Below are 24,517 nucleotides of genomic sequence, written 5' to 3'. Positions count from 1 at the left end.
CAAAACGGCTGGCTCACCTCATGCTACCGCATTCGGTGAGGAATTTTTTTCATGCTATCGCATTCAAAAAATAAAGTGAAGTAGGTTATGAAGGAGGAGAATGTACAAACAAAAAGGAACGTCGGCCGTCCCAGGAAGGCCGTTAAAAAAGATCAATTCCTGGCAATCAAATGCAGCCTTTACGAAAGGCGTATCATAGAAGCTAAAGCTAAAAACGCCAACCTTTCCGTATCAGAATATTTACGGGGAATTGGCATGGCCGGAAAAATTGACAGACGGGAAAAAGCATTGCCTAAGCAGGTATTGGCGTTGACCGGTACGCTCAATCACTTGGCCGCTAACCTGAACCAGATCGCCAAAAAGCGTAACGGGATAGAGGAATTAACCCCGCTGGAACGGGCAATGTTGAAAGTGCAATCGGGAGATTTAAAGGAGCTGGCCAGCCAGATTAAAATGTACTTCCAATGATCGGATATGTAGGAACGGGCAGCTCCTTTTTTGAATGTATCCGGTATTGCCTTCAGGATAAAAAGGAGCTTTGCGAAAAGCAGAAGCAGGAACTTTCTCTAAGGGATAACCTGCAGCATGAAAACCGGGCGGAAGTGTTGGCGTATAATCAATGCTTCGGGAATTTACGCGAGCTGACGGCGCAGTTTAAAGATGTTGCCAAATTAAGCGGGCGGGTAGAAAAACCGGTATTTCATTTCTCCCTGCGGCTGGCGCCGGGAGATACCCTGAACCGGAGTCAACTGGAAGAAATTGGGCGGGAATGTGCAAGGGAGTTCGGCGTGGATGATAACCAATATATCTGCGTGTTACATAAGGATACCAGGGAACAACATATTCATGTTGTAGCCAACCGGGTGGGCTTTGATGGCAAGGTTGCCAGTGATAGCAACAGTTATAAACGGATGGCTGTTCTTTGCCGCCGGTTGGAGAAACAGTATCATTTACGGGAAGTCCTAAGCCCCCGCGCTTTTCTTTCTCCTAAAGAGCGGTCATTACCCCGGCAGGATTCCCGGAAGATCCGGCTACAAAAAGACATCCGGCAAACTTTGACGGAGGTGAGCCATTTCAGTGAATTTGTGGATAGAATGAAAGAATTAGGATACACGGTTATTAAAGGCCGGGGCATTTCATTTATTGATGATAAGAAGGTAAAGACAAAGGGCAGTGAGGTTGGCTTTTCTTTGTCCAGGATAGAGCAGATACTCAACCTGAAGCAAAAGCTGGCTGTTAATGTAAAAGAACAGGAGCGGTACAAGCAGGCTATTGAGCGCAGTATGGCGCAACAACGCAATTATACCGCCGCGCAGCGTTTGCTACAGGAAACAAGGGCAGAAGGGCTATTAGAGCGTTCCCCCTTTATTCCTGTTATAAAGGAGGCCGCTAACCTGTTAGATGAACTTTTACAGCCGGAACAATCTTTTGATCCGATACCCTATGAACTAACGGCGGAGGGCTACAGGCGTAAAAAGAGGAAGGAAGAGGCCAAACGGAAGGGGCTACGTCGTTAACCATTAAAATGTAAATATTATGGAACCAAAGAAAAATATAGAAACCGTAGAAAGGGAGAGTTTGATGCTGGTATTGGAAGAATTTACCCAGGAGCAGGATAAGCACTCAAAATCTATAAATGACCTGGTTTCGGCTGTCAACAGTCTAACAGACAAAGTAAAAGATTTTGAGGGAAAGCTGGATAAGCCTAAATCGGTAACCGTTTCTACGGATACCAGGCCTATACAGGCAATTGTAAGGAAGGGCATCATAGATATGAAGTTAGCCGCTGCCAGTCAGCCCAAAAATGTGATACGAAAATTTCAGTTGTTACTTTTTCCTGAGCAGGATGTGAAATTATTTTATAAGATTGTTTTTGGCCGGTGGTTTCTTTGGTTGGCGGTGATGTTATTTCTCACTAACTCGTATAAATGGGGGATCCATTGGAATGACAATCAGAAGGAAATAAAGATACAGCGGCTGGAAAATGACAGGCTCAGTAGAGCATGGAACTACCTGTATGACAGTCAAGGGAGAAAAATAAAACAGGTAATGGATAGTGCCTATATCAAAGCAGGTAATTAAAATATCATTAGATTTTAATTATGTGTAAATAATAATAATTTTGTTAAATTATGTAGATGGCACTGGGATAATTTGTATATTCACATTCGTCGCCTTAAGCAACAGTTATTGAACCCTAACCTATGGCTTCACGACATCTACAAAGACAGAGATTATTAATTTTCTCAGGAACAGGCATATTTTATAATGATTGCTTAGAGGAACCCAATATTCGATTTAACTTTAGTCCATAACTTTAACAACGTATTTTCAATGAATATTTGCATTGGCTGGATCGCAATAAATTTCCTGTCTTCGCAAAAGGCAAGTGTTAACGATCATATTTGCAGAAATTAACTAAAAAGAAATCATGTTTGACATTATTCATAATACAGTGGTGGTAAAATGCCCCAACCCTTCTTGTAAAGCAAATATTCAACTCTCAGTTGGTAAAGTACCAGGCGGTGTAAACGATAGTGGTGGATGGATTTTGGAATGTGAAAGGTGCAAGACGAAATTTCCATATAGCGTAAAAAATCCTGATGACTATTCATCTGTTGAAAAGGGAGCAAAAATTTTAGACACTTGGGATAATGATATACCTGACTCAAAGAAAGAAGTATTAAAAAAACATGGCTTGGAGAGCTTTCCTAATGATTTCTCTTATGAGAATTTATTATTTACTCAAACAGGTGAGTATGAAAAAACTAGTTTTAACGATATAGAGGAAAACATTTTTTTCTGTCCAAAATGCAAAACGCATCTTGAACCAATACTTTATTCTCAACTCCCGAGTAAATTGCCCTCAATAAACAATGCTATAAAGGAGTATTTAAACTACTATGTTAAAGGGAGTGCCGGAAATCCAGATAGTATAATTGTCACAATAGACTATAAATGTTCTTGTGGGTTTGATACTAAAGCAGTATTATATAAAGCATTCAAAGAAAGTGAATTACCCATTCAGGAGGGACATGAATTAATTTTAATAGATGTTTTAGGAGCAGATTTAGAATATACGATTGATGGTATTTATAACAGAGACAATTGTCTATCAGTACTTCAAAAGCTTTTGATAAGATGGCAGGTTTACTATAATAGAGTTTTCTTGGCAGTTCCCTTTATTGGCTTTGACTTTAAAAATAGTGAGGCACAACGCGTTGAACTTTGGAATTGGATTTTAAAAAATACATTGCCACATAAGACAACTTTGTTAACACGAAAAGCGACGCTTAATTCTTTTCTTGAAGGCTCAGCAAACACTGGTTTAGACATAAATGTACTAAAACATTATGGGTTATTAAATCCGACCGTAGATGAATTAACAGAGAAAAAAGCCTTATTGAAAACTGATTTTCATGCTAAGTTTTATGCTGGCTTTGACAGAAAAAATGCCGAGTTATTAGTTGGATCTTTCAATATACACGAAGGTGGTTATGTGGAAAATATACATTTTAAATCATACGCATTTGGAGACTTTTTCTCAAAATACATATTGAAAATGAACATAATCTTTGACCCAAGAACTATTGATGAAGAGGGAGAGTTCTTATTTATCAATGAAAATACTGATGATAAAAGCTTTGTTCCAAAAGTTGAGAAATACACATCTTCAAGACGTGAAAAGATATATGAATTGATTATCAAATCATAAATGAAACAGAATAAAGAAAGAGCACCTGCTCCCAATCAATCACTGGAATTCAGCTTATTGTCCCAGCATGTTTCACATATTTCGATATCTTCATCGTCCTTTTTAAGGAATAATTCGCCGCATTCGCAACAATAGCAGAAATCAGTTTCATGGCTTTGAACCCCACAATTGAAACAAATGAACTCGTCATTTTTTTTTACCATTGTATCTGTGCATTCACAATAAGGGCAGTCATATACAGGAAATTCACCACCATGCATTGCTGCTATATGAGCGCTTTCATCTAAGATATTTTCAGCGTAAAGGACTGCTATGTTCTCCGGAGCATCCGTGTATCCACAGAATGCACAGTGTTCCTCATTAATAATTAACGCAGGTTGCCTGCACATAGGACAAATTTCAATTTTCCCTTTTTTTGCTGCTTGAGTCAAAAGTTCTTTTATTTGAGCAGTTCTTAATTTTACGTATTCACTAAACTTGCCCTGAAGTTCTCTTAGTTCATCAATATAGTTCTTCGCACTTATTGACAAATGTTTTCTTTCGAAATTGGTATTTACAAAGTTTAATACTATACTGAGTACTTTAGAACATACGGATCTAACTGCTTGAACATTAATTGTAAATTCAAAATGTTGAATTTTATTTCGGAGGTTACGTAGGTCTTTTAGGATTCGTATATCCTTATCGGATATTTCAATTACGCAGATATTTACCAACCTGTTTAAAATGGTTTCAAAATCAATACTTTTAAAGTCTCCTGATGATAGTAGAGAGTATTTTGCTTGGTTTATATTGTCAAATATCAGCGTCCAATGTTCTCGTCTTATTCTGTCTTTTAGAATAAGTTCAACTCCTGCTGAAAGATGTAATATAGCATATTTGTATGCTGTAAAATCATGTTCTTTTATTATATGTTCTGTACCAGACTTGACATAATCCAAACCATTTTCAAGTATGTCAAATTTCAAAGTATTTTTGGACATATTTAAATCGTCATTAGGTTAGGTCGGAAGTATCTTGCATTTCGATTAACGTCTGAATACAATTTTAGCTCTCGAGCCGTTGGTTCAGATTGTCATTTGCAGATTACTTTAACTTCTTGTTTTTCTGCCTCCTACTCGCCTCAATCACTAATTTCGCTACTACCACATCATCCACACCAATCAGCTCTGCCATTTTCATTATCTCTTTCACGGTAAACCTCCCGCAATCCGCCTGCCTTTTCGTGAAATTGTTGTAATTTATACCTAAATGTCTCGCCATTGTAGACGGCGGCATAATATCAAAAATCTTATTGAAATCGCTGATCCCGCCCCGTTCTATGAGTTCCTTAATAGCATTATATCGCTTATCCTTTGCCATATAGTTAAAGTAGCAAAAAATATTGTAAAGCATAATGAAATGATTATTAATAGTAATCAAAGTGTTTAATTATCATTATCAAATTGATTATCATTAGTAGCGTTTCCTTTTAATTCTTCCTTATCTTTGTGGTGTTGTGGGGCCTGACACACTGTTTTCAGGCATACCAAGGAAAATATTAGCTTTGCGGTTCTTCATAAATGAACTATCCGCATTGCCATCGTTCTCGTCCCGTACGCCGTCGGAAGCCCGGGATTGAGTAGGGCGATGCCTGCACCTAATGGCGCAGGCTCGCTTGTTGATGACCTGGGCTTCCGACGGCGTACAGGCATCGCAAGTTGAGTCCTGCGCTCTTTTTTTGCGCAGCACCTAACTATTATCTAACACTTTCAAATCTGCTTGCTATGAAAAGGATAATAGGCGCAGTGCCGGATAATATGCTAAAAGACATTCACCTGAAGCTGACAGCACTACCTAACCTTTTCAGGGACAAGGTAGGGGAGGAATGCTCCTGGAGTACCCCGACTTTTTACCGTGAGCTGAGGCATGTTACAACAATAAGCAACGCCGAAAGGGAAAAGATAATGGACGTATTGGATGAAGTCTTTAATGAGGTATGGGATTATTGCGGTAGATATCGCAGGCCCAGGAGGTAATAGCATACCCGTAATGAAAAGCCTGTTCGGATGGAAGCACTTTACATAGAGGATAACCCAATAGAGCAACGGCTAATATCCCTGTATATGGCGGATATGAGTATAAAGCTGCACCTGGCTGGTAATGGTTCAGACGGGCTGGCTATAGCTTGTAAAGTTCTTCCAGCCTTTATTATGATGGACATGGTTATCCCGGACATGGACGGGGAAACCTTATTGAAGCTGCTGAAAGAAGATCGGCAGTTACAGGATATACCTGTGATTATTATGACGGCTGATCTTTTGATTGATAAAAAGGTAGACGTTTTCGGGTTGGGCGCTACGGGCTGCCTGATCAAACCGGTAAGTAAAAGTGATATAGCGGGTATACTGAGGCAATTGTTTTAAGCTATAAAACAGAAGTTCTTTGACATATTGGATTTAAGGTAACGGACGATTAAGCCTGTTAATAACAGGAGATAGGTATTTGCATTGAGGTTTAAGAGGGCAACAATTTCATATCATATAGCGAAACTGGGTTTCTACCCGGTTTCATTAAAATTAAACGGAGTTCATTCTTAATCATTGTAAAAGGGATGTAATACGGCAGTGGCAAAATGTTCTAACGACAATATATCTGTATATTTGTATTCATAAAATTTGAATTTAAGAGAAGTTTTAATTAAGCTATTCACATAGCGTTGATGCGTGCGGAAATCTTCTTCAGATATAATCCCGCTTTTAATCCATTCTGCCTTTACTTTATTACTCAACACACCGATTTGCATTCCTATTTCTCTGAATCGTTGCTCAAGTAATTTCTTATTAAAAGTATGGCTACGAAAATCAGAGGCAAGCTCTCGCATCCTAATTTTTCCCTTGCGGCTGGTCTGACCAACGTATAAGTATTCTCTCGTCGAGGAATCTGGTTCTTTGAATATTATGTATAGGCCGTCACTTTTAACTGTGAGCACATCGTTGTATAATAAAGTAGGGCTATTTAATGCTTGGAGGAGATGATTGTTTAACCAGTTTATTCTTTCGTTGATATGAGTAGTAGAATTATTTTTCATAGTGGGTGGAGTTAAATTATTTGCAGGATTATATTAAAAAATTCCACGCAGCATGGGAAAATGTATCGCAATTTATAATAGTATAAAAAGAAATTACAATAATTTTTCTACATACCTTTTCACTTCCATTCTGTCATACTCAGGAAAGGATATCTTTAAAATAATGCTCAATAAAACCCACGTTTCAGGCTGTTTCCATTCAAATACCGGAAAGCTCAATAACCCTTTCGGATGCCGTTTCCTGATCAAAGCTACCAGCGGAATATAAGGCGGGGCGTAATAGACAGCATGTTCTATCATTTTAGCATATAGTGCCGGTTTCATGCCATCCTTGAACGTTTCTACGATCTGGATAGCCGTCAGGCTGTCGGAGATGGCCCGTACTATACCGGCATATCTGGGCAATCCTTCATCCATAAAGAAAGTGACCATGTAGTCTTTGAATGGCTCATCTATAAGGTCTAACAGGTCGGTACAGTAATATTTGTAGTCCTCGGAGAATTTATCCAGGCTAAAGCTGTCGGCATTTTTCTCGATAATATATTCAATCAACCGGCTTTCCTGCTCTTTGATTTGATCAATATTGGTTTCCAGCTCCGCATACTTGGGCTGGGCAAACAGGTCAAAGTAATAGCTTTTGAAGAATATGGATTTACGGTCAAAGGTTACCTGTATGTACAGCGGGTGCATATCTTCCCCGTGAAAAGCAACGGGCTTGATCCGTTCATTAAAGTAAGGCTTGTAGGTAACTTTATATGTCTTTGCCAATCTTAACCGATTTTTACTTTGCTACTCACAATTTACAAAAAAAGTTTTACCAAATTTGGAAATTAATCAAAACTTTACTATATTAGTATCCCAACCCTTCCCATCACCCACCCACCCGTTCAAATAATGTGCTGATTGATAATGTGAAAATGATAACGAATGAAGGGAAAAATGACGCCGGAGGAAGCAGTAGCAATACTGCGAAGGCATGGTTTACAGGTGAGCAGGGAACAGGCCGTTTTGATCTTGGAATTTGTTTACGCTATGGCAAAAATCGCTGTAGCTCAATGTTTAAGAAATGAGGATAGCAGATTTATACATCCGGGTGAGCACGGACGAACAGGCGGAGAAAGGATATAGCCAGCGTAACCAGGAGGAAATGTTGCGCAGGTACTGCGAAATACACGCCATCCAGGTACGCAGGGTAATATTTGAGGACCATTCCGCCAAGACCTTTGGCCGCCCTGAATGGCAAAAGCTGCTGTCTGATTTGCGTAAGCGCAGGGGCCAGACAGATGTAATCCTGTTTACCAAGTGGGACAGGTTCAGCCGTAATGCCGGGGATGCCTACCAGATGATCAGCATACTTGCCAAGCTGGGGGTGGATGTGCAGGCAATAGAGCAGCCGCTGGATTTAACCATCCCGGAAAACAAGATGATGCTGGCTATTTACCTTGCCGCTCCCGAAGTGGAGAATGACCGGAGAGCCTTAAATACCTTCTTTGGTATGCGCAGGGCGAAAAAGGAAGGCCGGTGGATGGGGACAGCGCCGATTGGTTACATAAACAAGGTAACTGATGACGGTAAGAAAAAATATATAGCTCCCAAATATCCCGATGCTGACATTCTTCGTTGGGCATTTGAAACAGTGGCGAAGGGAATATTTACTACTGAACAGGTTTGGAAACAGGTAAAACAAAAGGGCCTGAAGGTTAGCAAAAATGGCTTTTGGATCATTATCCGTAATCCTGTTTACTGCGGGAAGATTTTTATTCGCAAGTACAAGGAAGAGGAAGCCCATTTTGTAAAGGGCCAGCATGAGCCTATTATTTCAGAGGCGCTTTTTTATGAAGTGCAGGACGTACTGGACGGAAGAAGAAAGCAACGCGGTACGCAAATAGTAGTACATGACGATTTGCCGCTACGTGGTTTTCTAATTTGTCCCCGTTGCGGGCAGTTGTTAACCGGCAGCGCGTCCAGGGGCAAATACAGATACTATCATTATTACCATTGTACATCTTCCTGCGGTTGCAGATATAATGCGGATAATGCAAATAAGCTGTTTGTGGTAGAATTGAAAAAACTGGTACCTCACCCCGGTATGGCGGAGATATACAAATCCGCGATTATCGGTGAATATGACAGCCAGACCCAAGACCACATGGATGGCTACAGGGGGATGCTGGAACGTCTGGAGGAACTAAATAAAGAGCTTGCCAAAGCCAGGCGGTTGATGCTGAAAGAGGAGATCACAGCGGCCGAGTACCGGGAAATAAAAACAGAATACCAACCCGAAATAAACTCCCTGGAAGCACGATTATCGAACTATACCGCCCCGGTTAGTAAGATTGACGGTTTGGTCAATAAGGCCGTAGATAACGTTTCAAAGCTGGATTGTCTGTTTGAAGAGGGAACGATTGTCGAAAAGCGGGAGATCGTGAGTTCGATATACCCGGAAAAATTGACTTTTGACGGATTTAATTATCGAACTCCTCGCCTCAATGAGGCTGTTCGCCTTATATGCGCCATGGACGCGGCTTTTCGGCAAAAGGAAAAGGGACATTCCAGCAAATTTTCTGAAATGTCCCCAGAGGTGACCCCGTAGGGACTCGAACCCTAGACCCGCTGATTAAGAGTCAGCTGCTCTACCAACTGAGCTACGGAGTCAGTTTCCTTTTTGACAGGGTTGCAAATTTAAGACCTTGATTTAAAATTCACAAAAGTTATTTAACTTAAATAAAAAAACGGACATTTTCCGTAAAAAGGAGCATCATATGGAAACAGCTTATATAGTAGCCGGCTATCGTACCGCGGTAGGCAAAGCCAAACGCGGCGGTTTTCGCTTTTACCGGCCAGACGACCTGGCCGTAGATGTTATTACCGGCCTGCTGAAGAGCGTACCCCAGTTGGAGCCCGGCCGGGTAGACGACCTGATCGTGGGCAATGCGGTGCCCGAAGCAGAGCAGGGCCTGCAGATAGGCCGCATGATATCTGTCCGGGCGCTGGGGGAAGGGGTACCGGGCATGACGGTCAACCGTTACTGCGCTTCCGGCCTGGAAACCATTGCCATCGCCACCGCCAAAATACAGGCCGGCATGGCGCATTGTATCATTGCCGGCGGTACCGAAAGCATGAGCCTGGTGCCTACTGCCGGCTGGAAAACAGTACCCAACTACCAGGTAGCCAGCACCACGCCGGATTATTACCTGGGTATGGGTCTTACCGCAGAAGCCGTAGCCAGGGAGTATAAAGTGTCCCGGGAGGAGCAGGATGCCTTTGCCCTCCGTTCTCACCAGAAAGCGCTGGAAGCCATCAAAAATGGCTATTTCAAAGAAGGCATTCTCCCCATTTCGGTAGAAGAAGTATATGTAGACGGGAAAGGGAAGAAGCAAAAGCGCTCCTATACCGTGGATACCGACGAAGGTCCCCGTGCCGACACCTCACCGGAGGCGCTGGGCAAGCTGAAACCGGTGTTCGCCGCCGGCGGCTCCGTTACCGCGGGCAATTCTTCGCAAACATCCGATGGGGCCGCCTTTGTGATCGTCATGAGCGAAACCATGATGAAGGAGCTGAACCTGAAACCCATCGGCCGCCTGGTAGCCTGTGCTTCCGCCGGCGTACATCCCCGCATTATGGGTATCGGCCCCGTGGCCGCCGTGCCCAAAGCCCTCAAAATGGCTGGCAAAAGCCTGCAGGATGTAGACCTGGTGGAGCTTAACGAAGCTTTTGCCTCCCAGTCGGTAGCCGTCATCCGGGAGCTGGGCATGAACCCCGATATTGTCAACATCAATGGCGGGGCCATCGCCCTGGGGCACCCCCTGGGCTGTACCGGCGCCAAGCTCACCGTGCAGATACTGAATGATCTCAAACGCCTGGACAAGAAATATGGCCTCGTCACGGCCTGTGTGGGCGGCGGACAAGGCATCGCCGGCCTGATAGAACGGATAGATTAATGCATTGCCATAAATTGCAACCGGCTGTTACCGTAAAGGTGATGGCCGGTTTTCTATTGTCCCGGAATGAACAGCCGTGACCGGAAGCGGACACTCCCTGTCCCGGTAACGCACCTATGTTTTTGATTATCAACAGCGCATTACTCTGGCATTGCTTTGGTGGTGCCCCATATTTATGCTACAGAACTATTTCAGGATCGCCATACGGAATCTGCGCCGGAACAAGCTGTTTTCCGCCATCAACATATTTGGCCTGGCAATAGGTATGACCTGTTGCATGCTTTTATGGATGTACATCCGCAGTGAGCTGCTGTACGACAGGCACCAGCAGCATGCCCGGGAACTGTATTTCCTTAAAAGCAAAGGCGGAAGCCTCTCCGGCGGGGATCTCCATGACCTGACCACCATCTCCGGCGCATATGGCCCCGCCCTTAAAGCGGAATTCCCCGAAGTGGCCCAGGTGGCCAGGCTCTGGGAAAATGTGATAGACTCCAGGATATTGCTGCAGGTAAAGGAAGCCGACCAACCGGTACGCTCGTTCTATGAAACCAGGGGATATAATGTAGACAGCACCTTCTTCGACCTTTTTACTTATCATTTCACGGAAGGCAGTCCTGCCACAGCTTTGCGCGACCCTGATGCCATCGTATTATCCCTGCCGCTGGCCCGCAAGCTCTTCGGGAATGCGACGGCCCTGGGCAAAACCATCACAGTAGGCGGTGATACCGGCGGCGGCGCGCTGTTTAGAGTAACGGGGGTATACAGGGATGAAAGCCATCGCTCGCATATCAACGCCCGGTTTTTTGTACCGATGTCCGCCGGCTGGGTAGGGGAGTTCCTCCGCAGCCGTCCGCTCAACTTCTCCTTTAACAATATGTTCGTGACCTACCTGCGCCTCCGTCCCGGTGCAGACGCCCAAAAGCTGGAAGGCAAGTTCCCGGCTTTTATGGAAAGGCATGCCAATAAAGACCTGGCGGCGGCGGGCTATACGAAGCAGCTCTCCCTCTTACCCGTAACGGATGTGCACCTTTACGACAAGCTGGATAATGTGGTGACGCCCACCAGCAGCAGCACCTATCTCTATATCCTGGGCAGTATTGCCCTGCTTACGCTCCTCATTGCCTGCATTAACTTTATGAACCTGTCCACCGCGCGCTCCGTGCGTCGCGCTGCCGAAGTTGGCGTCCGGAAGGTAATGGGTGCAGACAAAGGGTCCCTGGTCAGGCAGTTCCTGGGGGAAGCCGTTCTCCTGGCGTTCGCGGCCTTGCTAATGGCGGTGTGCATGGTGCTCCTGGCGCTGCCATTGTTCAATCAACTGACGGATAAAACACTCAGCGCCGCTGTACTGCTCGCGCCGGATATCCTGGGAGGATTTGTGGCCCTGGCGCTTTTAACGGGCCTGCTGGCCGGCAGCTATCCAGCATTTTACCTTTCTGTTTTCAATCCTGTGCAGGTGCTGAAAGGAAGGTTTGTCAATGCGATGTCCGCTGTCGCGCTGCGCAGGGCCCTGGTGGTATTCCAGTTTGTGATTTCCATTGGCCTGGTGCTGGCCACCCTGATGATCCGGGAGCAGATGCAGTTTCTGCGCAACAAGCCCCTGGGTTTTACAAAAGACCAGCAGATCGTCATTCCCCTTCGCACGGAGGATGCGCACAACGCCTATACGCCGCTCCGCAACAGCGTGCTGCAGAGCCACCTGGTAGCCGGTGCAGCCGGCGCCATGTCCTATCCCGGTATTTTCAACCCGCAGAATTTCAGTGTGCACAAGGCGGAGGAAACAGTGGCGGAAGGGAAGCATATCAATGCCAACTGGGTGGCTCCCGGTTTTATGCAGATGATGGGCTTCCGGCTATTGCAGGGGCGCATGTTTTCCGAAAAGTTCATGAGCGATACCAGCGGCCGGATCGTGGTGAATGAAGCCGCGCTGCGGGAGCTGTCCATACCGCCGGATAAGGCCATCGGGCAAAAGCTGAAGTGGGAGCTAAAAGAGCAGGTGTCCGAAACCTACGAGATCGTAGGCGTGGTAAAGGATTTTCATTTCCAGGACCTGCGCCATCCCATCCGGCCCTACCTGTTCTTCCTGAGCAGGAATGACTACTATAACTACCTGGTGGTACACGTACAGGCAGCGCGGGTAGATGAAGCGCTGCAGTTTTTATCCCGCCAGTGGCAGACCCTCTGCCCGGATGAGCCTTTTGAGTATACTTTCCTGGACCAGGATTTCCAGCATAATTACCAGGCAGAGGCCCGCACTTCCCGTATAGTCAGCTCGTTTACTGCCATTGCCATATTCATCTCCTGCCTGGGACTGCTGGGTCTGGCCGCTTTTGCCGCCCAGCAGCGTACCCGCGAGATCGGTATCCGCAAAGTGCTGGGCGCATCCGTGTTAAATATTACCGCCATGCTCTCAAAGGATTTTATCCGCCTGGTGCTGATCGCCATATTGATAGCCAGTCCGCTTGCCTGGTACTGCATGCACCGGTGGCTGGATGATTTTGCCTACCGGGTGCAGATCAGCGGCTGGATATTCGCAGCAGCCGGCGCTTTTGCCGTGATCACAGCATTGCTGACGGTAAGCACACAGGCTGTACGGGCCGCGCTGATGAACCCCGTGAAGAGCCTGCGGTCAGAATAGCAGGGCGTTGTTAAAAGCAGCATGTCGTATCTTGCGTGAAAAACAACGTATGTTGATTCCCGTATTGAAGGCCATGTTCCGCCGCGACCTGGAAAAGCTCAAAGAAGAGATAGCTGCCTACAACAGCGAGCAACAGCTCTGGCATATAGAAAAAGGGATCGCCAACTGCGGCGGTAATCTCTGCCTGCACCTGGTCGGTAACCTCAATGCTTTTATCGGCGCGGAAATCGGTAAAACCGGCTATGTCAGGAACCGGCCGGAAGAGTTTTCCCTGAAAGATGTTCCCAAACAGGAGTTGCTGGAAAGGATAGCTGCTACTGCCGATGTGGTGGACGCCGCACTGGACCAGCTTACAGACGCCGACCTGGATAAGGAATATCCCTTAGTGGTGTTCAAAGAAAAAATGTCCACCGGCTATTTCCTGGTGCACCTGGCTACGCATCTGGCGTATCATTTAGGGCAGGTGAATTATCACCGGAGGCTGCTGGATGAGGGAGTGTGAGCCTGTCGACAATGGCAAGGGCTATTCGTGATCTGTATGTTTTAATTGTTCTTCCAGTCTGGCAATAATAGCTTTCATTTCATCAATCGTGGAGCGAATGTCAGTACGAGCTTCTGTTTGAGGACTAATGGACCAGACTACCTTCCACATTTCCAGGATATCTTCGGCGTCCAATGGTATGATCGGGTATTCATCTTTAATGGTTTGATTATCCGATAGCAAAAAAATCTTTCCTTCTTCTTTTACACGATTAAAAGCCCGCTTTACTAAAAGGCCATCCTGCTTGGTTACTACTACATAGGGTTGATTACTTTTTATACGGGAACGGCTGGCGAATTGGCATATGACAATATCTTTATCATGATAAGTAGGATACATAGAGTGTCCATTCACTTCAAACATACGGTAAGTACCATCTTTTAACTGAGGCAAGCTAAAAGCCGGCAAGGAGGCTATAAATTCAGGGTCGGCATACCCGCTCAAATAACCGGCTGCGGCTTTTACATTAACGTATAGGACATTATCCTTTCCTTCATTATCTACGGTAACTATTGTGGGAATGTCGTTGTCAGGCAGGGAAAGATTATCAGATACCAACATTTTCCCCTTTCCATGAAATAACCAGTTGCAATCCAACTGATCAAATTTTGATAAGGTCTTGTAAAGTGTAATGGGGCCAACTTTAGTTCTGCTTTTTATTAATTCTGTAACCATTGACTTACTAACACCGGTCCGCCTTTCAAAATCGGTTGCATTCTTAATTAACCCTTTTGATTCGAGATACTTGTAAAATTCTATGAATCTTTTGGTTACACTTTCCATTTAAAAAAATGTACAGAATACTGTATTGTTATTGGGCTATTTTACAGAGTATTGTATATTGCATTGAGAAAGTAAAGATGTATAACATATTTATTTACAATAGTAAAATACAAATTCAATAATGATCACCTAGTTGTCAATGCGATAATACGAATAATTTTCGGAAGAAGTAAAAGCTGACCAGCTACAGGAGTAGACCGAAGAGGAGTGTGATTGTATATTAACAAATAATGGTACTATATTAACAATATATAAGAAGACGGTAAGTGCTTAATAATTAATGCATTGATAAATAGATAGATAGTTATGTTAACGACTTGTTAACAAATATATGTTCCAGATTGTTTCGTATTGATATTGTGATTATCATTTTGCAAATTTATATTTGCATTAACCAGGAGTTAACAAATGGTTGGTTTTATTTTGAGAATTTTATTATCAAAATAAAAACCCTTGAGTAGAAACCCAAGGGTATTGCTTAAGTGATACGAGTGTTGCGGAATTTGTTATTCTTTACTTCGCCAAAAGAAGAACAACGAAAACATCCGGCGAAACCGGAATGAAAAAAATCCGACACTTTTTTTGCGCCTGTTAACAGGCGCATCTTTTTTTGTTTTCATAGTTATTACTGAGTAAGGGGAATGTTAAGTCCCTTATTCAGTTTTTTTATCTCAGCACAGCCGAGAAATCAAATTATTCCGCAACAAAAAAAGATCATCAAAAATAAAAAAGAACCCATTTTGAACAAAAAGAAATTTCTCAAGTAAGAGGTAAATTACCCTAAGACAGTTGACTGATGCTCATTAAGATGAGAATTTTTTTTGCATAAACATTTTTCCACCAAAATATTGCTCACCGACAATGTAACAGCGAGAGTTTTTACCTTAATAAAAGCGGAGAAAATCAAAAAAAGTACTACTTAAAGTAGCCTCTTTTTTAAAATTCTGCGCTTCAGACATTTTGGTTCACAATAGTATACAATTATCACCATTGTCATCGTTCCCACACGCCTTTACTTCCTTCTCCATTTTTTCAAATAAAATAATCCCTATAAATTAAAAAATTTACTAATTTGGTGCCGTTATCTATATCGCCATAACATAATCCGCTATAACCATATCCTGTAACAATATGGATCGCAGACAATTCCTCACTTTATCCCCTGCCCGCCGGAAAACGGTGAAAGCCTCCTTTGGCCGTACCACTACCGGGATCAGTCCTTATACCGGCACCTTTGATACGCCGCAGGCAGTGCATTTGCTCAAACGTGCATTGTTCGGCGCCTCACCGGCAGATCTTGCCTGGGCAAAAGGAATGACCATGGACCAGGCTGTAGACGCCCTGCTCACACCGCAGGCTACTGCCCCGCAACCGCCCGTCAACAACTACGGTAACGACGCTACGGGTATCGCGCCCGGCGCTACCTGGGTCAACTCAGCGTCCTACACGGATGATGATGAGCTGGACCAGAATCGTCGCAACTCCTATAAAGCCTGGTGGCTGGGCGTAATGCTCAACCAACCCAGAAGCATACACGAAAAAATGGTGCTTTTCTGGCACAACCACTTCGTTACTGAAACGCAAACCGTAACAGATCTGCGGTATGTGTATAAATACAACGCCACCCTGCGGCAATATGCCCTGGGCAACTTTAAGACCATGACAGAGGCCATTACTCTGGACCCTGCCATGCTGATATACCTCAACGGTTACCTGAACGGCAAGGAAGCCCCGGACGAGAACTACGCCCGCGAGCTGCACGAGCTCTTTACCGTAGGTAAAGGACCGGACTCCCATTATACCGAGGAGGATGTAAGGGCCACTGCCCGCGTGCTCACCGGCTACCGCGTGGATTCTAATACCATTACCAGCTACTTCGACAGCACCCAGCACGATTTTACCAATAAAAAACTGTCTGCGTTTTATGGCGAGCAGCAGGTAACCGGCAGAACCGGGCCCAATGGCCGCCAGGAGCTGAATGACCTGCTGGATATCATCTTCTCCCAGCCGGAAGCCGCCAGGTTCATCGTGCGGAAGATATACCGCTACTTCATCTACTACAAGATAGATGATGCGGTGGAGCAGAACGTCATTGCGCCGCTGGCAGACATTTTCCGCAACAACAATTATGAAATACTGCCGGTGCTCAGTACCCTGTTCAGGAGCGAGCATTTCTACGATCCCCTGAACATGTCCTGCCTGATCAAAAGCCCCATCGATTTCTGCGTGGGCCTCTGCCGGGAGTTCAGCGTGCAGTTCCCGCCTGCTTCAGACTACAGCATGGCGTACGATGCCTGGCACTACGTGCAGGATACCGCCGCCCGTATGCTGCAGAATATCGGCGACCCGCCGCTGGTAGCCGGTTGGGATGCCTATTACCAGGAGCCGCAGTTCCACGAGCTGTGGATCAATACAGATACCTTCCCTAAACGCAATATGTTCTCCGATATGCTGGTCAGCGGCCAGGGCGCCATGGGATTGAGCATAGATGTGCTGGCCTTTGCAGACCAGTTGTCCGATCCTTCTGACCCGGTAGCGCTGGTAAAAGACTCCCTGGACCTGCTGTATCGTGTAGACGTTTCCGATAACCTGCGCGACTTCCTGAAAAACAACATCCTGCTCAGCGGACAGAATCCTAACAGTGACTATTACTGGACCAATGCCTGGCTGGCTTATAAAGGTAGCCCCGGCGATGCCAACCTCAGGGGAGTAGTGGAATCACGCCTGCGGGCATTGTATAAATACATCATGAATTTGTCTGAATACCAATTATCCTGACCTTCTGAAAGACCTCTCAATATGCGTAGAAGAGAATTTCTCAAATATACTGCGTCCGCCACCGTACTGCCATCCTTCATTGACGGCTTCTCGGTAAAGGCATTTGCCGCATCTCCGCTGCTGTCTGCCTTGCAGGGCGCTGCTACGGACAATGACCATGTGCTGGTAATGATACAGCTCACCGGCGGTAATGATGGCCTGAACATGGTAATTCCCCTGGACGTGTACGATAAATACCAGGCTGCCCGCGCCAACATCGCTATCCAGCAGGGTCAGGTGCTTCCCCTGGTCAACAATATAAAGACAGGCCTCCACCCGGCCATGACAGGCATCCAGGAGCTGTACAACGATGGCAAGGCCTGTATCATACAGAGTGTGGGCTATCCATCTCCCAACTTTTCGCATTTCCGCGCTACGGACATCTGGATCACCGGCTCCAATGCCAACGAGGTGCTGACCACCGGTTGGGGAGGCCGTTATCTCAACTTTGAGTATCCCAATTTCCCGGAAGGTTTCCCGAATGCCGATGCGCCGGACCCGCTGGCCATCCAGATAGGTTCCATCATATCGCCGGCCTTCCAGGGCCCGGCAGCCAATATGGGTGTGGCCATTACCAGCGCTACCGACTTTTACGACCTGCTGGAAAATCCCCAGCAGGACCCGGTGCCCAACACGCACTGGGGCGATGAGCTGACCTACATACGCCTGATCGCCAAACAGGCCGATAAATACAGCGATACCATCAAGCTGGCCGCCAGCAAGGTGACCCAGCAGGGACCTTATCCCGATACCAGCCTGGGAAGGCAGTTGAAGATAGTGGCCCGGCTGATAGCGGGCGGTTTAAAGACCCGCATGTACATGGTAAGCACCGGCGGTTTCGATACGCACGCCAGCCAGGCTAATGCGGGTGATACCGCCACCGGCCTGCACGCCAACCTGCTGGGCGGTGTGAGCGATGCCGTGAAGGCATTTATGGATGATCTTACACGGCTCAAGGCCTCCCGCCGCGTAGTGGGCATGACCTTCTCCGAGTTCGGCCGCCGTATCAAATCCAACGGCAGTATGGGCACGGACCACGGTGCGGCCGCGCCGATGGTCGTTTTCGGGGATTATGTGCTGCAGGGCGTGCTGGGCAACTCGCCCAACATCCCGGACGCTTCCTCCGTGAACGATAATATTCCCATGCAGTACGATTTCCGTTCGGTATACGCCTCCATACTGGAACAGTGGTTCTGCGTAAAGGAAGCCGACCTGAAAACCATCCTGCTGGAAGATTACCAGCGCCTGCCTATTGTGAGCGGCATCGCCTGCGGACTGATCACCGGAACAGACGATATCAACCAGAATGCCGGCAACAACTATATCACCAACTATCCCAATCCCTTTACCGATAAAACCTACATCAAGTATAAAACAAAAGGCGGGCACACCATGATCCAGATATTTGATACCATGGGCCGTTTGCTGCAGGTGCCTGTCAATAATGTGCATACGCCGGGTGAGTACACCATTACCTTTGACGGTGAACATCTGCCCAATGGCGTGTTCTATGCCCGCTTCCAGAACGGGGCCACCCAGCAGGTGCGCACCATGCTGAAGGTCCGGTAGCCGGAAAGGTACCGTTCATCACTTATTTACGCAACACTGTTGCAAACGGAGCTTTTTTGCTATCTTTGCTCTTCAAGAAGCTGTCGAGTGAAAAGGCAATGGCTACATAAGATACTGGCTGTCATACTCCTGGGAGTGTTTGCGCTGCATATTACGCCCCGGGAGTTCCTGCACCTGCTGGTGCCGCATGAGGACACCAGGGACGACCATGCCGCTTACGACGGTACCGCTTTCTCCATCAAGCACCAGCACTGCGATTTTCTGCAGATAGGCGTAGAGCCTTACAACCAGATCAGCTTTCACTACCAGGCCCCGGTACGCTCCGTGCTGTGGACCTACGCACTGCCCTACATTCCCGTGGTAGAGAAGCTGCGCTATGCAGATGCATCCCTCCGTGCGCCCCCGGCACGTTTTATCTGACTTCCTCATTAACTGCTAAAAGCTGATAGCTGGCTGCTATTGGCGCATTATTGCTTCATTTTACTTTATTTATCAAGATATTTATGCAAACATTGCGTTTACTGTTTACCGCATTACTATGCTTACTGATCACCGGGTCATCCTTTGCCGGCCCCCTGGAAGAAGTTTACGATAACACCTTAAGCGGAAAGGTAGTGGATAAAGCCAGCCATCAGCCCCTGCCCGGCGCTACCGTGTACCTGCCGGACCTGCATGTGGGGGCCTCCGCCGATGCACAGGGCAATTACACCATTAAAAACCTGCCTAAGGGACGGTTCCTGGTGGAAGTGCGCTATATAGGCTACGCGGCTTTCACGGCCAACGTTAATATCAACGGCGCCACCACCCATGATTTTGAGCTTTCTGAAACGCTGATCGAAAAGAACGAGGTAGTAGTGACCGGCGTAAACCTGGCCACCTCCCTGAAAAAAAGCCCGGCGCCCGTCAGCATTATCCGCCGCGATTACCTGGATCAGCATATCTCCACCAATATCATTGATGCCATCGCCAGGATACCGGGCGTGAACCAACTGACCACCGGGCCGGCTATTTCCAAACCGTTTATCCGCGGCCTGGGATATAACCGGGTAGTGGTGATAGGCGACGGTATCCGCCAGGAAGGCCAGCAATGGGGCGACGAGCACGGCATAGAAATAGACGATTACAACGTGGGCAAAATAGAGGTGCTGAAAGGACCGGCCTCGCTGGTATATGGTTCCGATGCGCTGGCCGGCGTGGTGAACATTGTACCGCCTCCCGTTTTACCGGAAGGCCATATCAAAGGCAACGTGGCCGCCAACTACCTCACCAACAACGGCCAGGTGTCCTACCACGCGGACCTGGGCGGCAACCTGCACGGCTTTAGCTGGAACGTATTCGGCACCCAGAAATGGGCGCATGATTACAAGAACAAATACGATGATTATGTGTTCAATTCCCGCTTCAATAACACCAACTACGGCGCCAGCATCGGGCTGAACAAACAGTGGGGCTATTCCCGCCTCAGCTTTACTTCCTTTAACCAGAACCTGGGCCTGGTGGAAGGGGAGCGGGACAGCGAAGGCCGTTTCCTCAAAGTGATCAATGTGAATGGCGAGGAGCAGGAAGCCGTGGCGGACAATTTCAAGTCCTACAGCATGAACCTGCCCAAGCAAAAGATCAACCACCAGAAAATTGTATGGGATAACAACCTGTACCTGCATAACGGCGGCCGCCTGGGCTTAACGCTGGGCTACCAGTACAACCAGCGCCGGGAGTACGAGGATGTGCTGGCGCCCGATGATCCGGCGCTGCGCCTGCGGCTCAAAACCTTCAATTACAACCTGAAGTATTTCTTCCCGGAAATGGCCGGCTGGCAAACCACCGTAGGGGTGAACGGCATGCAGCAGCAGAACCGCATCTCCGGCGAAGAGTTCCTGATACCGGAATACAACCTGTTTGATTTCGGCGTTTTTGCCATTACCCGTAAAACCTTTAACAAGCTCACCTTAAGCGGGGGCCTGCGCTTTGATACCCGCTCGCTGGATGCTAAGGCGCTGTACCTGGATGAAGAAGGCGCACCTATAGCGGAACCTAAAGATGGCGGCTCTACGAAGTTTACCGCTTTTGACCGCAACTTTTCCAACGTATCGGGCAGCGTGGGGCTGAGCTATGAGGCCAGCGACAAGGTAGTGCTGAAGCTGAATGCGGCCCGCGGTTTCCGGGCGCCCAATATTGCCGAGCTGGCGGCCAACGGCGTGCACGAAGGCACCATCAAGTATGAGTACGGCAACCAGGACCTGAAGCCGGAAGTCAGCACCCAGGTAGATGGCGGCGTGGAGTTTAACACGCAGCACGTATCCCTGGGCGCGAATGTGTTCTATAATCACATCACCGATTTCATCTTTTCCCATAAGCTGCTGAATGCTGCCGGTACGGATTCCATCCCCGCGGAAGACAACGAGGAAGGGTACAGCGCTTTCAAGTACGAGCAAAATACGGCCAACCTGTATGGCGGGGAGCTGATGCTGGATATTCACCCGCATCCTATTGACTGGCTGCATTTCGAGAACACGTTTTCTTATGTGCGCGGTACGGCCAGCAATGCTACGGACTCCACCAAATACCTGCCCAATATTCCCGCCGGCCGCTGGCTGAGCGAGCTGAGAGGCAATTTCAAAAAAGTGGGCGGTACGCTGCGCAATGCTTACGTGGGCCTGCAAATGGATATGAACCTGGACCAGAACAACGTGTTCAGCGCCTATGAAACAGAAACGCCTACAGAAGGGTATACTTTGCTGAACGCCAACCTGGGCGCAGACTTCGTGAACAGGAACAAGAAGGTGCTGTTCTCCCTGCACTTTGCAGTGAACAACATTGGCGATGTGGCTTACCAGAATCACCTGAGCCGCCTGAAATATGCGCCTGAGAATGAGGCCACCGGCCGCATGGGCGTGTTTAACATGGGGCGTACCTTCAGCGTGAAACTGGCCGTGCCTATTGATATTAAATGATAATCCGGGGTGTTACTTTTTCTTTATTAAGAAAGGTCCCGCTCACTGGCAGTGGCGGGACCTTTTTATTTTATATTCATTTTACGCCGGAAGCATCATGCTCCGCCTCCGCTGTATCTTCATCGTAGTACACAAAGAAATACAGGTAAATAACGCGGCTGATGCGCATCAGCCAGGGCTGGAATATCAGCAGTATAAACCCGTTCACCCCCAGCCATATAAATACGCTGTTATCCCTCCAGGAGAGGCCGAAGATCAGCCAGTACCAGATGAGGTTGAACACCGAAAAAGCCACCCCCAGTGCGTAGCTTACGTAGCCGGTGCCAAACCAGAAACCGGTTTCCAGCTCAAACTGCTGGCCGCATACCGGGCAGTGCTCGTGCATGTTGAAGATCCTGGAAAACCGCCAGTGAAAGGGATTTTTGTCCTTGAACATATCTCCCCGCCGGCAGCGCGGGCACTTCATAGATAACAGGCTCAGGAAATAATTCGGGCGCTTTTGCTTCATGGCCGCAAAGATAGCTTAAATCAGGCCGTTTCCACCATTTTCCTCTCCCCGATCTGCTGCCGCCACATGGCGTAGTACAGCCCCTTTTCCGCCAGCAGGCTGGCGTGGGAGCCGGTTTCAATGATACGCCCTTTCTCCAGCACATATATCCGGTCCGCATGCATGATGGTAGACAGGCGGTGTGCGATCATCACGGTAATATGCTCGCGGGTGGCCGTTACCTGTTGCACCGTCTGGCTGATCTCCTCTTCCGTGATGGAGTCCAGCGCGGAAGTGGCTTCATCGAACACCAGCAGCCGCGGGTGGCGCAGCAGGGCGCGTGCAATGGACAGCCGTTGCTTTTCCCCGCCGGATATCTTGATGCCACCTTCCCCGATCACGGTATCTATCCCGTTGTCCGCCCTGGCCAGCAGGCTGTGGCAGGAAGCTTTTTGCAGCACTTCCATAATTTCCTCGTCTGTAGCGCCGGGGTTTACAAACTGCAGGTTCTCCCTGATGCTGCCGGAGAACAGTTGTGTATCCTGCGTTACAAAGCCGATCTGGGTGCGCAGCTCTTCGATGTCTATTTTCGTACTGTCCACGCCGTTGTACAGTATACTCCCTTCGTTCGGCTGGTACAGGCCCACCAGCAGCTTTACCAGGGTGGTTTTACCGGAGCCGGAGGGGCCTACAAAGGCAATGGTCTGGCCCAGGTTCACATCAAAATTGATGTCCTCCAGCGCCTTGTTGGCCGCTGTCAGGTGGCGGAAACCTACATCCCGGAAGCTGAGGTGCTCGATCTTTTTGACCGGCACGGGCAGGGCCGGCTTTTCTTCTACCGGCGTATTCAGGATGTTCTGGAAGTTCAGCAGGGACACCTGCGCTTCGCGGTAGGCCAGGATAATGTTGCCCAGCTCCTGCAGCGGTCCGAAGATGAAGAAAGAATACAACTGCAGGGTGAATAGCTGCCCGATGGTAACCACCCCGGGATACAGCAGGTACAGCAGCAGGAACAGGATGCTGGACCGCAGCAGGTTCACAAAGGTGCCCTGCACAAAACTGATGCTGCGGATGGTGCGCACTTTCTTCAGCTCCAGCAGCAGTATCTTGATGGTGGTGGAGTTGAGGCGGCGTATTTCCTGGTTGGTCAGCCCCAGGCTCTTTACCAGCTCAATATTGCGGAGCGACTCCGTGGTGGAGCCGGCCAGCATCGTGGTTTCCTTTACAATGGTCTTCTGTACGATCTTGATCTTCCGGCTCAGCACATTCATGAGGAAGGCCAGCAGGATACAACCGCCAAAATATACGAATACCAGCGACCAGTGCACCTTGAAAGCATATATCATTACAAATACCACCCCTACCAGGGCAGTGAACAACACGTTGATAAAGGAGGTGATGAACTTCTCGGAATCCGTGCGCACCTTTTGCAGCACGGCCAGGGTCTCGCCGCTGCGCTGGTCCTCGAACTGCTGGTAGGGCAGGCGCAGGGAGTGCCGCAGCCCGTCTGTATATACCCGGGCCCCGAATTTCTGTATGATCACGTTCACAAAATAATCCTGGAAGGCTTTGGCTATGCGCGATACCATGGCCACGCCAATGGAGGCCCCTATCAGCAGCAACACCCCGTTCAGGTATGCTGGCATGGAGCGGGCCGCGCCGCCTTCCGCGGTCTCCGTTTGCGGATGGGAGGCAAAGCGGTCAATGATCTTCCCGAAGATATAGGGATCCAGCAGGGAAAACACCTGGTTCACCGTAGCCAGCAGTAAAGCCAGCAGTATAAGCCATTTATAACTTTTAAGATAATGCAGGAACAGCTTCATGTAATCAGATATTGAGTTTGATGGTAGTTGGATGATGGCCGTACACAGTACAGGACTGTACAGTATACAAAGATAAGGTAAAAACATTGAATGTATGTTGCAACACCTTTTTATTATCCCTGCTAAGTTTACGTAAAATATGTTAACTTAATAGAAGCGTACGCACATTCCACGATTTATGAAAC

At 47.5% G+C, this 24,517-nt stretch carries 21 protein-coding genes and 1 tRNA gene; 14 read left to right on the top strand and 8 right to left on the bottom strand.

All coding sequences use genetic code 11. The features are described 5' to 3' along the window. Positions 1-87 precede the first annotated feature (87 nt). The 4 genes from LX66_RS01305 (at position 88) to LX66_RS01290 (ending at position 3,715) form a co-directional block, all read left to right on the top strand. On the top strand, positions 88-468 hold the full coding sequence (locus LX66_RS01305) for a plasmid mobilization protein (protein ID WP_145710087.1): 381 nt from the start codon (positions 88-90) through the stop codon (positions 466-468). Next, the gene (locus LX66_RS01300) at positions 465-1,517 is read left to right on the top strand and encodes a relaxase/mobilization nuclease domain-containing protein (protein WP_145710086.1); all 1,053 of its coding nucleotides are present in this window, start codon (positions 465-467) and stop codon (positions 1,515-1,517) included. Before LX66_RS01305 ends, LX66_RS01300 begins: the two co-directional genes overlap by 4 nt. A gap of 19 nt (positions 1,518-1,536) precedes the next feature. Continuing rightward, positions 1,537-2,082 (top strand): hypothetical protein, encoded by a 546-nt coding sequence (locus tag LX66_RS01295; protein ID WP_145710085.1) that lies wholly within the window; start codon positions 1,537-1,539, stop codon positions 2,080-2,082. Positions 2,083-2,431: 349 nt separating this feature from the next. After that, positions 2,432-3,715 carry a hypothetical protein gene (locus tag LX66_RS01290; RefSeq protein WP_145710084.1) on the top strand — a complete coding sequence of 428 codons (1,284 nt, stop codon included), beginning with the start codon at positions 2,432-2,434 and terminating at the stop codon, positions 3,713-3,715. Positions 3,716-3,750: 35 nt separating this feature from the next. On the opposite strand, the gene LX66_RS01285 is transcribed toward LX66_RS01290, so the two are convergent. Then, entirely contained in the window at positions 3,751-4,698 is a 948-nt protein-coding gene (locus LX66_RS01285; protein WP_145710083.1) for a hypothetical protein, read from the bottom strand. A gap of 103 nt (positions 4,699-4,801) precedes the next feature. Next, the gene (locus tag LX66_RS01280) at positions 4,802-5,077 is read right to left on the bottom strand and encodes a hypothetical protein (RefSeq protein WP_145710082.1); all 276 of its coding nucleotides are present in this window, start codon (positions 5,075-5,077) and stop codon (positions 4,802-4,804) included. Positions 5,078-5,481: 404 nt separating this feature from the next. On the opposite strand from LX66_RS01280, the gene LX66_RS01275 reads away from it, so the two are divergent. Next, on the top strand, positions 5,482-5,733 hold the full coding sequence (locus LX66_RS01275; protein WP_145710081.1) for a hypothetical protein: 252 nt from the start codon (positions 5,482-5,484) through the stop codon (positions 5,731-5,733). Between the two features lie 30 nt (positions 5,734-5,763). Further along, the gene (locus LX66_RS01270) at positions 5,764-6,120 is read left to right on the top strand and encodes a response regulator (RefSeq protein WP_145710080.1); all 357 of its coding nucleotides are present in this window, start codon (positions 5,764-5,766) and stop codon (positions 6,118-6,120) included. Positions 6,121-6,290: 170 nt separating this feature from the next. On the opposite strand, the gene LX66_RS01265 is transcribed toward LX66_RS01270, so the two are convergent. Together LX66_RS01265 and LX66_RS01260 are read right to left on the bottom strand one after the other, a co-directional pair. Then, positions 6,291-6,785, bottom strand: coding sequence for a hypothetical protein (locus LX66_RS01265; protein ID WP_145710079.1), 495 nt, complete (start codon positions 6,783-6,785; stop codon positions 6,291-6,293). 93 nt (positions 6,786-6,878) lie between these two features. After that, a complete protein-coding gene (locus LX66_RS01260) occupies positions 6,879-7,553 on the bottom strand; it encodes a hypothetical protein (protein WP_145710078.1) in 675 nt (224 codons plus the stop codon). 298 nt (positions 7,554-7,851) lie between these two features. On the opposite strand from LX66_RS01260, the gene LX66_RS01255 reads away from it, so the two are divergent. Beyond that, positions 7,852-9,378, top strand: a complete 1,527-nt coding sequence (locus LX66_RS01255; protein WP_145710077.1) for a recombinase family protein — start codon at positions 7,852-7,854, stop codon at positions 9,376-9,378. Here LX66_RS01255 and LX66_RS01250 read toward each other — a convergent pair. Continuing rightward, positions 9,368-9,440: transfer RNA gene (locus LX66_RS01250), tRNA-Lys, on the bottom strand. The genes LX66_RS01255 and LX66_RS01250 overlap by 11 nt on opposite strands. 107 nt (positions 9,441-9,547) lie before the next feature. Here LX66_RS01250 and LX66_RS01245 point away from each other — a divergent pair. The 3 genes from LX66_RS01245 to LX66_RS01235 all read left to right on the top strand — a co-directional run bounded on the left by LX66_RS01245 (position 9,548) and on the right by LX66_RS01235 (position 13,863). Continuing rightward, a complete protein-coding gene (locus LX66_RS01245) occupies positions 9,548-10,726 on the top strand; it encodes a thiolase family protein (protein WP_145710076.1) in 1,179 nt (392 codons plus the stop codon). 175 nt (positions 10,727-10,901) lie between these two features. Continuing rightward, positions 10,902-13,361, top strand: coding sequence for an ABC transporter permease (locus LX66_RS01240; protein WP_145710075.1), 2,460 nt, complete (start codon positions 10,902-10,904; stop codon positions 13,359-13,361). A 49-nt stretch (positions 13,362-13,410) separates the two neighbouring features. Further along, a complete protein-coding gene (locus tag LX66_RS01235; RefSeq protein WP_145710074.1) occupies positions 13,411-13,863 on the top strand; it encodes a DinB family protein in 453 nt (150 codons plus the stop codon). A gap of 21 nt (positions 13,864-13,884) precedes the next feature. Here LX66_RS01235 and LX66_RS01230 read toward each other — a convergent pair whose 3' ends face one another. Further along, positions 13,885-14,685, bottom strand: a complete 801-nt coding sequence (locus tag LX66_RS01230; protein WP_145710073.1) for a S24 family peptidase — start codon at positions 14,683-14,685, stop codon at positions 13,885-13,887. Positions 14,686-15,816: 1,131 nt separating this feature from the next. Between LX66_RS01230 and LX66_RS01225 the strand changes: the two genes are divergently transcribed. The 4 genes from LX66_RS01225 to LX66_RS01210 all read left to right on the top strand — a co-directional run bounded on the left by LX66_RS01225 (position 15,817) and on the right by LX66_RS01210 (position 22,022). Then, the gene (locus LX66_RS01225) at positions 15,817-17,463 is read left to right on the top strand and encodes a DUF1800 domain-containing protein (protein ID WP_145710072.1); all 1,647 of its coding nucleotides are present in this window, start codon (positions 15,817-15,819) and stop codon (positions 17,461-17,463) included. A 21-nt stretch (positions 17,464-17,484) separates the two neighbouring features. Continuing rightward, entirely contained in the window at positions 17,485-19,071 is a 1,587-nt protein-coding gene (locus LX66_RS01220; protein ID WP_145710071.1) for a DUF1501 domain-containing protein, read from the top strand. Between the two features lie 87 nt (positions 19,072-19,158). Beyond that, positions 19,159-19,491 carry a hypothetical protein gene (locus LX66_RS01215; RefSeq protein ID WP_145710070.1) on the top strand — a complete coding sequence of 111 codons (333 nt, stop codon included), beginning with the start codon at positions 19,159-19,161 and terminating at the stop codon, positions 19,489-19,491. 83 nt (positions 19,492-19,574) lie between these two features. Then, positions 19,575-22,022, top strand: coding sequence for a TonB-dependent receptor (locus LX66_RS01210; RefSeq protein ID WP_145710069.1), 2,448 nt, complete (start codon positions 19,575-19,577; stop codon positions 22,020-22,022). Positions 22,023-22,098: 76 nt separating this feature from the next. On the opposite strand, the gene LX66_RS01205 is transcribed toward LX66_RS01210, so the two are convergent. Beyond that, positions 22,099-22,530 carry a DUF983 domain-containing protein gene (locus LX66_RS01205; protein ID WP_145710068.1) on the bottom strand — a complete coding sequence of 144 codons (432 nt, stop codon included), beginning with the start codon at positions 22,528-22,530 and terminating at the stop codon, positions 22,099-22,101. Positions 22,531-22,550: 20 nt separating this feature from the next. Beyond that, the gene (locus LX66_RS01200; RefSeq protein WP_145710067.1) at positions 22,551-24,332 is read right to left on the bottom strand and encodes an ABC transporter ATP-binding protein; all 1,782 of its coding nucleotides are present in this window, start codon (positions 24,330-24,332) and stop codon (positions 22,551-22,553) included. Positions 24,333-24,517: the final 185 nt, after the last annotated feature.

This window comes from Chitinophaga japonensis, from assembly GCF_007830125.1.
GTDB classification, from domain to species: Bacteria; Bacteroidota; Bacteroidia; order Chitinophagales; family Chitinophagaceae; genus Chitinophaga; species Chitinophaga japonensis.
This window is presented reverse-complemented; position numbering and strand designations above follow the sequence as displayed.